Here is a 13570-nt window from a genome sequence, read left to right as displayed (position 1 = left end):
GGCGTTTGTATAATTTCTACAACACAAATAGCTGCAAACTATAATATTAAACTAATTTTGCCGTTATGAAGATTCTCAAAATTTATCAAAACTTTTTTCTTAGAAACCTCATCGTACACACCTTTATAATTATGGTTATTTTGGCTTGTGTCTATGACGAAATAAAATTAGACGGTCATGACTGGCCTTATATGATCGAGAAAGTCTCAATTGGTTATTTTCCTTGTATTGTCTGGGTAACGATCTTTAATGTCTTTATCATCAGACCTTTTTTATTTAAAAAAAAGCTTAAAACATTTTTTGCCCTCTTTGTAATTTACTGGACTTCGTTTTACTTTTTCATGAACTGGTTTTTTCCGCTGGTTGGTTTAGGAAATTTCAAAACGCTTCAGATATTATCGCTGATTATCAACGGAATGTTTTTCTATTTTATGCATGTTGTTATTACCAAAAAAATCACAGATGCGGATAAGGATATTATGAATTTCAAATCAGAACTTTCGTTTTTAAAACAACAATTGAATCCGCATTTTTTATTGAATGCTATGAATAATCTCTACGGAGAATCTCTTTCAGAGCCGGATAAAGTTCCAGACCGAATCCTGAATCTTTCGGATATGCTGCGATACCAAATCGAAGCCACTAAAAAAGATTATGTTTTGGTTGAAGAGGAAATTGCTTTCGTAAAAAAATACATTGAATACTACACCTTTAGAAACGAACGTTTGAAGGTGACTCAAAAATTTGAAGGTGCTTTTGATGAAATCGAGATTCCGCCTTTATTCTTTTTACCTTTGGTTGAAAATGCGGTTAAATTCTCGGCCGAAACCGCCGAACCGTTTATTATATTAGACTTAAAAGTAAAATGCCGTAATTTGTCTTTTACGATAAAAAACAATTATCTGGACTCAGGATCGCGTCTTTCGAGTACCGGAATTGGAATTGAAAACCTAAAAAGACGTTTGGAAGTTTACGGCCTAAAACACGAATTAAGCTGTAGAAAAGAGAAAAATATGTTTGTAGTAAAATTAAATATATGGCATTTACCTACCGCTGTCTTATAATCGATGACGAATCGCCGGCACACAAAGCCTTGATTTCGCACATCTCTAAATTTGACGAACTGGAACATTCCGGAAGTGCTTTTAGTGGTATGGAAGCCGTAAAAATGCTTAATGCCAACCAATACGATATTATTTTCCTGGATATTAATATGCCTGTAATTTCGGGCGTAGAATTAATGGAACTACAGCCCAACCGACCGCTGACGATTGTCACCACAGCTTATTCTGATTTTGCGCTTTCGGCATACCAAAACGACGCGATCGATTATTTACTTAAACCCATTTCGCCCGAAAAATTTGCCAAAGCTATAGAGAAAGCCAAAACGTATTTCTCCGGAAACAGCCTTAAAAAAGAAGTCAATACCAACTCAAAAACACTCTCCTACCGCTTAAACGGACAAACAATCGACATGCCTCTTTCTGATATTATTTATATCGAAAGTCTGGGCAATTATATGAAACTCTACAGCACAAAACATAATTTACCTCATATTATTTATGGGTCGCTTTCGAGTATTTCTTCTGAAATCGACTGTAAAAGTTTTGTACAGGTGCATCGTTCTTTTATAGTAAACACAAACAAAATATCAGCGGTTACTTTTAAAAATCTTACTATGTCGAATGGAGAAATCATTCCTGTGGGCAGAAAGTATCAGATTTTATTGGACAATCTTTCGATTTGATAATTAGACAATTATGTAAAGATTGACTTTTTCTGACTTATATATATGGATATCATAGCAATAATAACACAGATTGTAATTATAAGTGTTCAAAACGCTAAACCTTCCTCCTAAAATAGCCAATTGCCCCAGTCGACCACAAAGCCAGAAAAATCAAAACAGGCTGAAAAAACAATCTTATTAAACGGGCTTGATCTGTGTCGAGTCCGAAGGCGGGAGTTCCGTTTAAGTATTGGGCGATATTACCTGGAAAAACCAACACGTAAAAAATTGCCAGCGCGATTCCGACTACTATTTTATATCGGGTTAGGAATAACATACTAAGACCTAAAGCAATTTCAACCACTCCGGAAAGAATTACAACCAGATCTTTATCCATGGGTATCCAATTGGGAACCTGCGCCTGAAAATCGGCTCTTTGAAAAGTAAAATGGCCAATAGCCGCTGTGATCATAAATAGCCCTAATAGAATTCTAAAAAAATCCTGTGTTTTAGTAGTTGGTATATTTCTCATCTTTAAGTGTTTGTTAGTTTGATTCAAAAACCTCAAATCAAATTTATAACATAATGCAATATAGTTCTTTGCATCGTCAGCATCGAAAAGTTGTGAAATATCCATGTTTATTAAACATACCCGCGGCTGAAAACCTAATTATATTTTTAACCAAAAGGCAAAAAAACCTTACTCAATCAAAAATAACTTCCATTAAAATAATTTTCTTACATAAATAATTACCTTCGCACTGCTATAAAACGCTAACCAAAATTTTTAAAACAATGTCCATTTTTAAATTATTATTTAAAAAATCAGATTTAGAATGTCCGCGATGTCTAGGAAAAGGATTTGTAGATTGGGAAGACATACAACGCTTAAAAAAAGAATTAAAATGGGTCCCCGCCCCCTGCGCTTACTGTGATGCCTCAGGAAAAACGACTAAAGAAATGCTTTCAAAAGTTCCCGTAGATACTGCATTCCTGACTATTGATCTGCCCGAATCTGAAATAGAAAAAATAAAAAATGGCGATACCAAAACGCTCAAAAAAGGACGCTTAAAAGAACTTTTTTTTGATGATTTAATAAAATATACCCTTCATCATCATCTTAACAAAAACATGGATGCCCAAAGCATTACCGATTTATACTTAAAAAACGAAGATTCAAACGCCTCTTTTTCTCTCGAACGGGAAAACCTGTTACAATACATTGAAAAAGTAATTAGATTAAGTAAATCCAACCCTGAATAATTATTCTAGTTAAAAAAACTTTACAGCTCTGCACCTTAAAAAAATAAAAAACAGGTATAAATACGCGCTGTCTGAATTTTATTTCGCTGTATACTTGTATGCAATAATTTTTATTTTAGAATATAGTTTTTTTTCACAAGAAAGCTTGTAAATTTTGTCACTTTTTTTTGGAACAAAAAGTGGGATTTCAAATCGCTGGTAACGATTAGAAATCCCACTTTTATTTTTTAGGGCTGCACTTTTACTAAATTTAGTTTACTCAATATCAATAATTAAAACTGAGAATTAACCCTAACCGAAGCCTTAATTAAGGCAAGGACTTTTATACTGCTTACGGGAAATTCTACCGTTTGATGATCCGGGTTTTGAGACACAAACTGCACATACGATTCACGATCTGACGGTTTTAAATATCGGGTCAAAAAGTATTCATTATCATCGTTTTTTACATAAATCAAATACATCTCGCCCCAAATAATATTTTCTTCGGGATTATTGATCTTCTTATATATTACAATATCACCGCTTCTAAGCAAAGGATACATACTGTCGCCTACAACATACAAAGCACCGTCGAACTCAGAAATTCTGGGAACATTTAAAAAACTAACGGCCTTTTGATTGTTATTTTCTCCAAACAAATCTACGATTCCGGCAGTACTTTGTACATCATAAATTGGAATATTATGACTTTGTGATTTTTCTGTTTTTTTGTAAAGCGTGCTTCTTTCATTTAAACTTTCGTAAGACAACATATCTCCATTCCCTTTTAAAAGCCATTCCAGATTAATATCCGGGTACTGTTTTAAGATATTTTCTAACTTATCCACCCCAATTGTTTTATTGTTCTTGAGCTGGCTTGCAAAAGAACCGTTTGACATTCCAACTTCCCTTTCAAAAGTCCTAACCCGAATACCTTTGTAATCTAAATACTGTTTGATCCTGTTTATTGTATTTTCCGCCATAATCTTCTTTTTTACAAAATATCTTACAATTGTTTGCGATTAAGAAATATCCTACTTATATTTGTCTTATTTTTAATACAAATAATGCAATGGACAAAAATATAAAATCTCAGCCAAGTTACAACCAAGATGTCTTAAAGATTATTAAAGAAAAGCACGGTTATTCTTACGACTATATTCGCAAATCCATTCGAGGTGACCGTGTAGGCATAATTTGCGATATTATTAAAGCCGAATACAAGAGGCTTGATAATGAATATAGAATTGTAAGAGAAAGTCAAGCCAAGAGATTAAGAGAGGAGATAAGAAAACAATAATATAAAATGGGTCCCGCTCTTTTCGCCATAAGAATTCATAAAATTTTATATAGAAGAATCCTAACTTCCTATAATAAACAATTATGAGAGGGACCCTAATAAATCTATTTGTGCAGTATGCAAATAATTAGATAAGCATCTGATCCTAGCCTGTCTAATGTATTTCCCTGAGAAGGCAAAGCCGTAAAATCATCTTACGGCTTTTGTTTTTTTAGGCTAAAAAGGTCTTCAACGCCTTTTTAAGATATAACTTTTCGGGTTTATTAATTTCTTCAATTACATAAATCCAGCTTTTTTCCAAGCTTACTTTTTTATAAAAATCTTGTATATAGGACCAATCTCCATTTTTATTTTCGTTTTTGCAGTTAATTGCAATTTCGATTACCGTAAGCCACAAAAACCAATATTTTCCGTTTTTAAATTCTTTAATAACAGCTTGTAAAACCATATCGTTTCCACTCTCAACAAATTTAGAATAACTAAGCAGGCCTATTCTCAAAGTATTAATATAATGTTCGGCTATTTTACTGTTTTTACTATTCATTTTAGTGAGCTGTATCGCTATATTCAGGAGTTTCAAAACTTCTTTCTTTTGTTCTTCGGGGGTTTTATCAAGATCGAGAAACCATAACGCATCTACATACTGATAACCCGGCCAGAATTTAAATGTACAGTTTTGATACAGCACGCTGTTAATTTCTTTGTTTTGAAGTAATGCCGTCATTTGTTTTTCATCTTGGGCATTAACCGCTATCAAAAGCCGGCTTCCTTTTATCTGAGGCTCCAGTTTTGACGAATGCACAAGCGCTTTACCAATCATAAAATCTTTTGTAATAGTTACAGAAGTATCTCTTTCGCCAATCGTCATTTTTCCAACGCTCACAGCACCGCGTGGCAGCAAATAAAAATCAGCATCACTAATAGTATCATTATAAAGAAAACAAACCCTGTAAATCTCAGCAAGACAGTTGATAAGAACCGAATAATTATCGGAATAAACCAGCAGGCAGTCAGAAGATATATTCCCTTTCAGCCGGTTATCATCGTTGATAATCCCAAACGCAATATCATAAAACTGCAAAAGCAATTCTTCCGCTTTCTGATGCTCTTTTTCAATCATCTTCGTGAATCCGAGTAAGTCGATATAGGCCAGAATTTTTTCCATAAAAATGATGTGGCTGCAAAGGCTCTATTTTATAAAATTGATTATTAATCTATTATCTATAAAATTATTATTATTTCACACAGATTCATCAGATTTAGCATCTTTTTTTATTACCCCAACCTGAAACCTGAAACTTGAAACAAAACCATATCTTTGCATCCTCCACGCCAAAAAACAAATTAAAGCCCGAAATCGATATGAAACGAGAACATTATATTCCCTTCAACAAGGAATTCTTACTCGAACAACAAATTGCAGCTTTCGCCGAAGACAAACAAAAGGCTGATGAATTTAAAAAATTATTCGAGATTATCGAACATTATTATCATTACGAATCTTTCAATCTTAATCGAAACCTAAAGCAAAACTACGCTTTATACGATCCGGATTTAAGCGAAAAAGAACGTGAAGGCTACATTGGTAAAAGTGACTTTTCGGTTTTTAAAGAAACTCTTCTTACCGTTTTAGACCGAGGAAATTATTACAGAATAGATCAGGAAACTTTAAGAGAAGCTTTTGAAGAATCAGATTTAATAGGTTTAAATCTGGCTATTGATTTTAATGCTTTTAAGGATTATGAATTGTATGTTCGAGGACACCACAAAGCAAAAGAAAAGGTCAAAAAATATTATTTCTGGAAAAAAGAGGTAGAGATTGAATATTACGATCGCGTTTTGATTTACCTTAATTACAGCGACGCCGATTATTTGACTAAAAAGAAAGTCAAATTAGGAAAAATGCCAATCGATCCGGGCTCTATCGCTTTAAAAATATTTAAGCGTGTTCCTAAAAACGATTTGGAAACGATTTTCCCTAATGCGGTTCCAAAAATGTCTATAAAAGATAAAATGTTACTTTGGGTTCCGGGAATTTTTGGAGGTATTTCGTTATTGAGTGCCAAAGTAATTCCGGCCTTATTAAATATGTACGAAGCCTATCAAACCGGCGAAACGATAGATTTACTAAATAGTAAAACATCTTTAAATCAGGGCTTAATTGCACTGGGAATCTTATCTGCTTACTGTTTCCGTCAGTACAACAATTTTGTAAACAAGAAAATTAGATATTCAAAAATGCTTGCAGACAGTTTGTATTTCAAAAATCTCGGAAACAACAGTGGTGCATTTTATTCGCTTTTAAATTCATCTGAAGAAGAGGCCCTAAAAGAAACGATTCTGGCGTATGCTTTTTTAAACCGAAGCCAAAACCCGATTACCGCCGAAGAATTGGACTTCCAAATTGAATCCTGGTTTGCTTCAAAATTAAAAACCGACTTAGATTTTGATGTAAACGATGCTTTGCTAAAACTAAAAAGCATTGGCCTCGGAATAGAAAACAACGGCAAATGGAGTGTTATCTCGCTAGGAGAATCACTAATTAAAATGGATGAATTGTGGGATAATGTTTTCGATTACAATCAGAAATAAATCTAGAGCATACGATTGAACTTAACTTTAAAAAAATGAAAGTATCTGATAATTCCGAAGGAGAGAAAAAATCAAGCTATAAATGTTCCTGCTGCGATGAAACTTTCGACGAAATGCCTTTGTGTTTTGGCAATGAATATCCGGCTTATTATTTTGCGATTCCTGCCGAAGAAAGAGAACAGCGAATTGAATATGGCGGCAGCTGGTGTTATGTCGATGAAGAACATTTTTTTCATCGGGGCAGATTGACCATTCCAATAATTGATTATCACGAAGATCTGGTTTTTAATGTCTGGACAACTATAAGCGAGGATAATTTTTGCCTGAGAATGGATTTGTGGGAAGATCCCGAACGAGTAAATCAGGAACCCTATTTTGGATGGATGCAGACCGATGTTCCCACTTATGGCAAAACAATTTCTCTTAAAACCGTTGCCATCGAACAAGAGTTAGGATTGATTCCCGAAATAAAAATGATCGAAGAAAATCATCCTTTAACAATTGATCAGGAAAACGGAATAAACTTTGAAAAAGCCGTCGCTATTGTCAATGAAATAATGAAAATACAGCACGGTAAAAGCTAAAGGAAATTTTATTAGATTTACGACAACTAACCTTAAAACCAAAACAATGAGAACATTAGATCAATGGTTTGCAGAATATGCCGTAAGTCATCAAAATCCAAAAAACAAAGCGATACATTATATTTGTGTTCCGGCGATTTACTTTTCTATCGTAGGCTTATTAATGAGTATTCCCAGTGGTGTTATTGCCAATACTTTAAAATTAAATGCACCTATTATCGAAAACTGGGCTTTTATCGTTTTGCTTTTTGTCCTTATTTTCTATATCCGGCTATCGATTTCAATGGCAGTTAAAATTGCTCTTTTTTCAGCAATTTGTCTTATTGTAAATTATTATATCAGCCAGATTTTTCCGTTGTGGATATTCTCGATTGGTGTTTTTGTAATTGCCTGGATCGGGCAGTTTTATGGCCATAATATCGAAGGAAAAAAACCTTCTTTCTTAAAAGATCTTCAGTTTCTGCTAATTGGTCCGGCTTGGGTTGTCGACAACTTATTTTCCAGAAAATAAGCGTTGCCATGAAAGCAGAAAGAACCAGCAGAACGGCTCAATACATGGCTTTTTTTAGAGCTTTAGAAACACAGCGTAATATAAACGACAGATTATTCTTGGATCCATACGCGGTTCATTTTCTGGATTCTAAATTAAGATGGGCCGCGCGTTTATCAAAATATTCGATTGTTTCAAAATACATAAGCAATACTATCAACAAAAAAATTCCGGGCGCCTTATCTTCGGGAATTGCCAGAACAAAATACATCGATGAATTGCTTCAAAAAGCGATTTCTAACGGAGCACAACAAGTTATAATTTTGGGAGCCGGTTTTGACACCAGAGCGGTGCGTCTTGATTTTCTAAAAACAATTCCGGTAATAGAAATCGATCATCCGAATACGTCAAATTATAAAGCCGAAATCTACAAGAAACGTATTGGTCAAATTCCCAAAAATGTCACTTTTCTTCAAATTGATTTTAATAAACAAAGTCTGGATCAATTGGCAATAGAACACCATTTAGATTTTTCTAAACCAACTGTTGTAATATGGGAAGGCGTAACCAATTATCTAACCGAAGAGGCTGTAAAAAGTACCTTTGCTTTCATTTCTAAATTTGCCCAAAACAGCTCTGTCATATTTACTTACGTACATAAAGATATACTTGACAATCCTGAATCATTTTTGGGTGGTAAAAAGCTTTTAGAAGACCTTGAGAGGTTAGAAGAACATTGGACCTTTGGCTTTAAGCCTGAAGAGTTACCTCAGTATTTAAATCTGTTTAACTTACAGCTTTTAGAAGACTTAGGTGCCGATGAATACCGTCAAAAATTCCTTCCTAATAGATCTGAAAAAGGATATGAATTTTACAGAACTGTTTTTGCGACAAAACAATAATTTTTATAACATTTCAAATTGCAGTACGGACAACCACACATAGATACCAAGATAAGCCTTTTTATTATTATTATTTTTCTTTTTATTGCAGTAATGACTTTCTCAATTGCGGTAATTACTATTGCAAGAAAATGGAATGTCATTAGCTTCTCAAAAGTTCTAAAATCAAATTTAACTTTATATGCTACGCTTGTTTTTATTTATATAATAAGTTTTCTTTTAAATATCTATATTCTAAATTTTAGCAGGAAAAATGATTTGATTGAAAAAATCACTTACTTATTATTTTTTATCATCTTATTGCGAATTCAAGCTTTTTTCTTTTTAGAATATTTTTATAAAAACACGAAAAACACCTTTTTTAAAATATATAAAGTATTAATTCTATCCTTTTATTCTCTTTCATTAGTTTATATATTGATTAATTATTTTCCTGACAATGCCTACGATAAATTTTTAACACATTCTAAAACTTACAATTATCAACCTGTTAACTACTCTAAAATATTATTAGACAGTTCAACATTAAAAATAGATTCAGCAATTTCTATTATTAATTACTACAGTGACAAAGAAGCAATTGAAAAAGATTTAGACTTTACCATTTATTTCAATTCTCATCATAAAGAAAATATTCCTTTTGCTTTTAAAGCTCTTGATTCTACAAATGAATTTGGAGGATCAAGCAGTCAAATAAAATACAAACAATTATATTTAAAAAAACTAAATGACACTATCAAAATCATTCTTAGGGAATATTCTAACAAAAGCCTAAGTTCGGATGGTCTTGTAAATACAGACACAATCATATTTATAAAAACAAAAACTACAATAACTCGTTATCCTTAAGAAGCATTTTTCAAAGAAAAGATAATTAAGAACAAATCTCCTGGTACTTTTTAAAAAATCAAAATCAATTAACTGACTAACAAGCACTTTATCGTTTACTAACAAAATCATTTTTTCTTCTCTTGAATAATTTCTGCTAATATTTTCTTAATAAAAAAAGTGAACTAAGGCATAATATATACTTTTACAATTCGTTAAGTATTTAAGAAATATTCTAACCAAAAACCACAAACGAATGAAAAAAATTACCATTTTATTATTTCTTTCCCTCATTAACAATGTGTTTTCTCAAAACGGAAAAATCTATTTAAAAATTCCAAAATTTAAAACAGGTGCCGAAAACACTTATGTTTACGAACCACCGACAGGTTTAGTAATAGAAAATAACTCTAAAGCCAATATTCTATATGCTTTTGATACTGATTACAGTGTAGATATAAGTCCATTAAAGAAAAGTGAAAAAGGTTATGAGTTTACTGCAAAAGTCCCGGATTCTGCCCGAACAATTTTAGTAGTTATAAGCGACTTGCAAAAAATTGCAGATAATAATAACAATAAAGGATATATCGTACATCTTAAAACACAAAATGAGTCTGAATTAGGCAAAACGCTGGCTAATGAAATTTTCATTCGATATTATGCTGTAAACGTATTGAAACTAGACCTGGATAATAAACCCGAAAACCTGGTTCTTGAATACGAAACTTTATTTAAAAAATACCCTGATTTAAAAAATGATAAATCTTATTTGAGTTACTTGTACAATCTGGAAAACGTTAAAAAAACGAAGCTTAAGGATGAGACAATAGCTTTTGCAACAAGATGCGTGAAGAAAAACAATGAAAACAGCTTAGTTACGGCCTATCATATATATGAAAATTATGGCATGCAAACAGATGCAGCAAAAATTAAAAAAGAGGTCTTAAAGAGATACCCAAACGGAGAAATGCAAAAAACGATGTTTATTCAAGGTTTTATGAACCATCCGAATAAGAGTGAAGCTTATGTTTTAGAATCAATAAATACGCTTAAAACAAAATTTAAAGATCATTCGAAAAGATCCTTAAGTTTTTTCTATGGAAATTTAGCACAAATATATCTGAGTAAAAAAGATCTTGAAAAAGCAAAATCAATCGAGCCTTATTTATATAATCCTTCAAATACATATAATGATGCTGCGTGGGTTTTGTCCGGAGGTTCATTAAAAGCTCCCGGTAAAGATCTTGACTTTGCGGCAACGATTTCTAAAAGATCATTGGACCTTTTGGAAGAAAAGAAAAAAGAGAATTTTTATCCGGAATATCAAAGCTTATATAATATGTATGCAGATACATACGCTCATATACTTTACAAACAAGGTAAATACAAAGAAGCATTTACATATCAGGACAGTTTAAGAAAAATTGACGGATTAGATTCCAATGGTAAAGAATGCTACTTAGCGATTCTTGAAAAAGTAAAAAGCCAGGGAGAAGTTAAAGAATACATTGAAAATGAAATCAATAGCAATAATGTTCCTCCCGCAATATTCCTTACCAAATTAAAAGAAATATACGTTGCACAAAACCTTCCTCTTGATGGTTATGAGAAATTTAAAGAAAAAGCAGATAAAAGCAATAAAGCAGCCAGAGCAAAAAATGTACTGGAGACTTTTGGTAATGCCACAGCAACTGATTTTGCCCTGAAAAATCTGGACGGAAAAGAAGTTAAACTTTCAGATTACAAAGGCAAAGTTGTGGTACTTGATTTCTGGGCAACATGGTGCGGTCCTTGCAAAGCTTCTTTCCCTAAAATGCAGGAACTAGTTACGCAATATAAAGACAAGGATGTCGCTTTTTTATTTATAAATACCTGGGAGAATAAAAAAGAAGATGAAGTTTTAAAAAATGTTACAAATTATATAACAGAAAAAAAATACGATTTTAATGTTGTTTTTGACTCTAAATCTGAAGTGGTGGCTGATTATAAAATAAAAGGAATTCCAACCTCTATTCTGATTGGGAAAAAAGGAAACATTCTATTTTCAGGCCATGCTAATGGCAGCTTAGGAGAAATGATTGATGAAGAATTAAAATAGATTTACTCTAAATATTAAAGTCTAAAATGCGCAGTAAAACTACTGCGCATTTTTTATTGGTATCTTTATTGAACTAAAAATCAATAGATTATTAATCCTAAAAAACATATCTTATGAAACTAACGTATTATGGTCATTCGTGTTTTTCTGTTTATGCTAATGGAAAACATCTTCTTTTTGACCCTTTTATTACACCAAATGAATTAGCAAAACACATCAATGTCGACGAAATAAAAGCCGATTATATTTTTATTTCACACGCGCATTACGATCATATTCTGGATGTTGAAAGAATTGCGAAAAACACGGGAGCAAAAGTGCTCGGGAATTTTGAAATTTACAATTGGCTTTTAAAAAACGGAATCGAAAATGCACACCCCATAAATCCGGGTGGAAAATTCAGTTTTGATTTTGGAACCGTAAAATGTGTTATAGCACAGCATCCGAGTAGTTTTATCGATGGAACTTACGGCGGTATTGCTACGGGTTTTGTACTCTCAACAGCTGATGGAAATTTTTATTACAGCGGCGATACTGCTTTGACTTTAGACATGAAACTGATTCCGAAATTTACGAAACTTGATTTTGCCGTTTTCCCAATTGGCGATGGTTTAACAATGGGAATTGAAGAAGCCATTGAAGCTTCTAAACTCGTTGAAGTTGATAAAATACTGGGCGTTCATTATGACACTTTTGGTTTCATAAAAATGGATCATCAAAAAGCTTTAAATGATTTTAAAAACGCTGATTTGAATCTTTATTTACCAAAAATTGGCGATACAATTGAGTTGTAGCATTTTCTATATTTCGTGAAAGATCTTTTTTGTTAGCGAAATAAAACAGAAAAATTTATACCCTGTTCTGCTAAAGCTTGATTTTAATTATTTTTTTCAAAAGGCATCAAAATTGTTTAGTAGTTCATTATTAACCAAAAAACTAAAAGTAATGAGTACATTAAAAATAGACGCTTCAAACTCTGAAACTCAATTTGCCGACATCTCTGGGCGAAAAATCGCTTATAGATCAATTGGCGAAGGAACTCCAATTATTTTAATTAACCGTTTTAGAGGAACGCTTGACACCTGGGACCCCTTGTTTTTGGATCTTCTGGCCGAAAAATATCAGGTTATCACTTTTGATTATTCCGGAATTGGCTATTCGACGGGGAAATTACCTTCCGATATTAAAGAAGTCGCTAAAGATGTAAAGGATCTTGCTGATTTTCTTAAAATCAAAAAAACAGCTTTAATGGGCTGGTCTTACGGCGGACTGGTAACACAAGCTGCCACTTTTGAATATCCTGAGCTTACAACACACACCGTATTACTAGGAACAGGTCCTGTGGGAGAAAGGGTTGTACCGCTGGAGCAGGCTTTTCTGGATGCAGCTTTAAAACCTGTTAACGATTTTAATGATGAAATTGTACTCTTCTTTGAGCCAGAATCTGAAGAAAGTAAAAAAGCGGCAAAATCGTCTCACGATCGAATTGCTAAAAGAATTGACGTTTCTAAAATCCCATCTACAATGGACATTTTTCAATTGTACTTTGCAGGAGGCGAAGGTGCCGTTGCTGACAAAGACAATTTTAGAGCCAAATTAAAAACAACAAAAACACCAATATTAATTATTTCCGGAGATCACGATATTAGTTTTGCTGTAGAAAATTGGTATCCGCTGACCAAACAGCTTCCAACATCACAGCTAATTGTGCTGCCACAAACAGGTCATGCTCCTCAGCATCAAAATATTCCACTAGTGGTCAATTACATCGATAATTTTCTACAGAATACAAAATAGATTTC

Annotated in this window: 15 protein-coding genes; 12 read left to right on the top strand and 3 right to left on the bottom strand. The window is 32.9% G+C overall.

The features are described from left to right. Positions 1–65 precede the first annotated feature (65 nt). Positions 66–1064, top strand: coding sequence for a sensor histidine kinase (locus BKM63_RS10145; RefSeq protein WP_071636492.1), 999 nt, complete (start codon positions 66–68; stop codon positions 1062–1064). Further along, positions 1037–1747, top strand: coding sequence for a LytR/AlgR family response regulator transcription factor (locus tag BKM63_RS10140; RefSeq protein ID WP_071636491.1), 711 nt, complete (start codon positions 1037–1039; stop codon positions 1745–1747). The genes BKM63_RS10145 and BKM63_RS10140 overlap by 28 nt, the downstream gene beginning before the upstream one ends. 97 nt (positions 1748–1844) lie before the next feature. On the opposite strand, the gene BKM63_RS10135 is transcribed toward BKM63_RS10140, so the two are convergent. Further along, entirely contained in the window at positions 1845–2261 is a 417-nt protein-coding gene (locus tag BKM63_RS10135; protein ID WP_071636739.1) for a DoxX family protein, read from the bottom strand. A gap of 263 nt (positions 2262–2524) precedes the next feature. On the opposite strand from BKM63_RS10135, the gene BKM63_RS10130 reads away from it, so the two are divergent. Continuing rightward, positions 2525–2992, top strand: a complete 468-nt coding sequence (locus BKM63_RS10130) for a hypothetical protein (RefSeq protein WP_071636490.1) — start codon at positions 2525–2527, stop codon at positions 2990–2992. A gap of 272 nt (positions 2993–3264) precedes the next feature. Here the strand turns inward: BKM63_RS10130 and BKM63_RS10125 are convergent, their stop codons facing one another. Continuing rightward, on the bottom strand, positions 3265–3957 hold the full coding sequence (locus BKM63_RS10125) for a S24 family peptidase (protein WP_071636489.1): 693 nt from the start codon (positions 3955–3957) through the stop codon (positions 3265–3267). Positions 3958–4046: 89 nt separating this feature from the next. Here BKM63_RS10125 and BKM63_RS10120 point away from each other — a divergent pair, with 89 nt between their 5' ends. Further along, the gene (locus BKM63_RS10120; RefSeq protein ID WP_071636488.1) at positions 4047–4274 is read left to right on the top strand and encodes a hypothetical protein; all 228 of its coding nucleotides are present in this window, start codon (positions 4047–4049) and stop codon (positions 4272–4274) included. A 211-nt stretch (positions 4275–4485) separates the two neighbouring features. Here BKM63_RS10120 and BKM63_RS10115 read toward each other — a convergent pair whose 3' ends face one another. Continuing rightward, positions 4486–5439, bottom strand: a complete 954-nt coding sequence (locus tag BKM63_RS10115) for a hypothetical protein (protein WP_071636487.1) — start codon at positions 5437–5439, stop codon at positions 4486–4488. Positions 5440–5636: 197 nt separating this feature from the next. On the opposite strand from BKM63_RS10115, the gene BKM63_RS10110 reads away from it, so the two are divergent. The 8 genes from BKM63_RS10110 to BKM63_RS10075 all read left to right on the top strand — a co-directional run bounded on the left by BKM63_RS10110 (position 5637) and on the right by BKM63_RS10075 (position 13565). Further along, positions 5637–6866 (top strand): TMEM143 family protein, encoded by a 1230-nt coding sequence (locus BKM63_RS10110; protein WP_071636738.1) that lies wholly within the window; start codon positions 5637–5639, stop codon positions 6864–6866. Between the two features lie 35 nt (positions 6867–6901). Continuing rightward, positions 6902–7450 (top strand): DUF2199 domain-containing protein, encoded by a 549-nt coding sequence (locus BKM63_RS10105; RefSeq protein WP_071636486.1) that lies wholly within the window; start codon positions 6902–6904, stop codon positions 7448–7450. A gap of 46 nt (positions 7451–7496) precedes the next feature. Then, the gene (locus BKM63_RS10100; RefSeq protein WP_071636485.1) at positions 7497–7961 is read left to right on the top strand and encodes a DUF962 domain-containing protein; all 465 of its coding nucleotides are present in this window, start codon (positions 7497–7499) and stop codon (positions 7959–7961) included. Positions 7962–7969: 8 nt separating this feature from the next. After that, a complete protein-coding gene (locus BKM63_RS10095) occupies positions 7970–8842 on the top strand; it encodes a class I SAM-dependent methyltransferase (RefSeq protein ID WP_071636484.1) in 873 nt (290 codons plus the stop codon). Positions 8843–9100: 258 nt separating this feature from the next. Next, complete coding sequence (locus BKM63_RS10090) at positions 9101–9691, top strand: hypothetical protein (protein ID WP_123907063.1); 591 nt, start codon at positions 9101–9103, stop codon at positions 9689–9691. 235 nt (positions 9692–9926) lie between these two features. Next, positions 9927–11768: a TlpA disulfide reductase family protein gene (locus BKM63_RS10085; protein ID WP_071636482.1), complete on the top strand. Its 1842-nt coding sequence runs from the start codon at positions 9927–9929 to the stop codon at positions 11766–11768. 113 nt (positions 11769–11881) lie between these two features. After that, positions 11882–12562 (top strand): metal-dependent hydrolase, encoded by a 681-nt coding sequence (locus BKM63_RS10080; RefSeq protein ID WP_071636481.1) that lies wholly within the window; start codon positions 11882–11884, stop codon positions 12560–12562. A 151-nt stretch (positions 12563–12713) separates the two neighbouring features. Then, a complete protein-coding gene (locus tag BKM63_RS10075; RefSeq protein ID WP_071636480.1) occupies positions 12714–13565 on the top strand; it encodes an alpha/beta fold hydrolase in 852 nt (283 codons plus the stop codon). Positions 13566–13570: the final 5 nt, after the last annotated feature.

It is taken from the genome of Flavobacterium johnsoniae (assembly GCF_001879205.1).
Classification (GTDB): domain Bacteria; phylum Bacteroidota; class Bacteroidia; order Flavobacteriales; family Flavobacteriaceae; genus Flavobacterium; species Flavobacterium johnsoniae_A.
The sequence above is the reverse complement of the archived record's forward strand: the minus strand, read 5'-3'. Positions and strand labels throughout refer to the sequence as shown.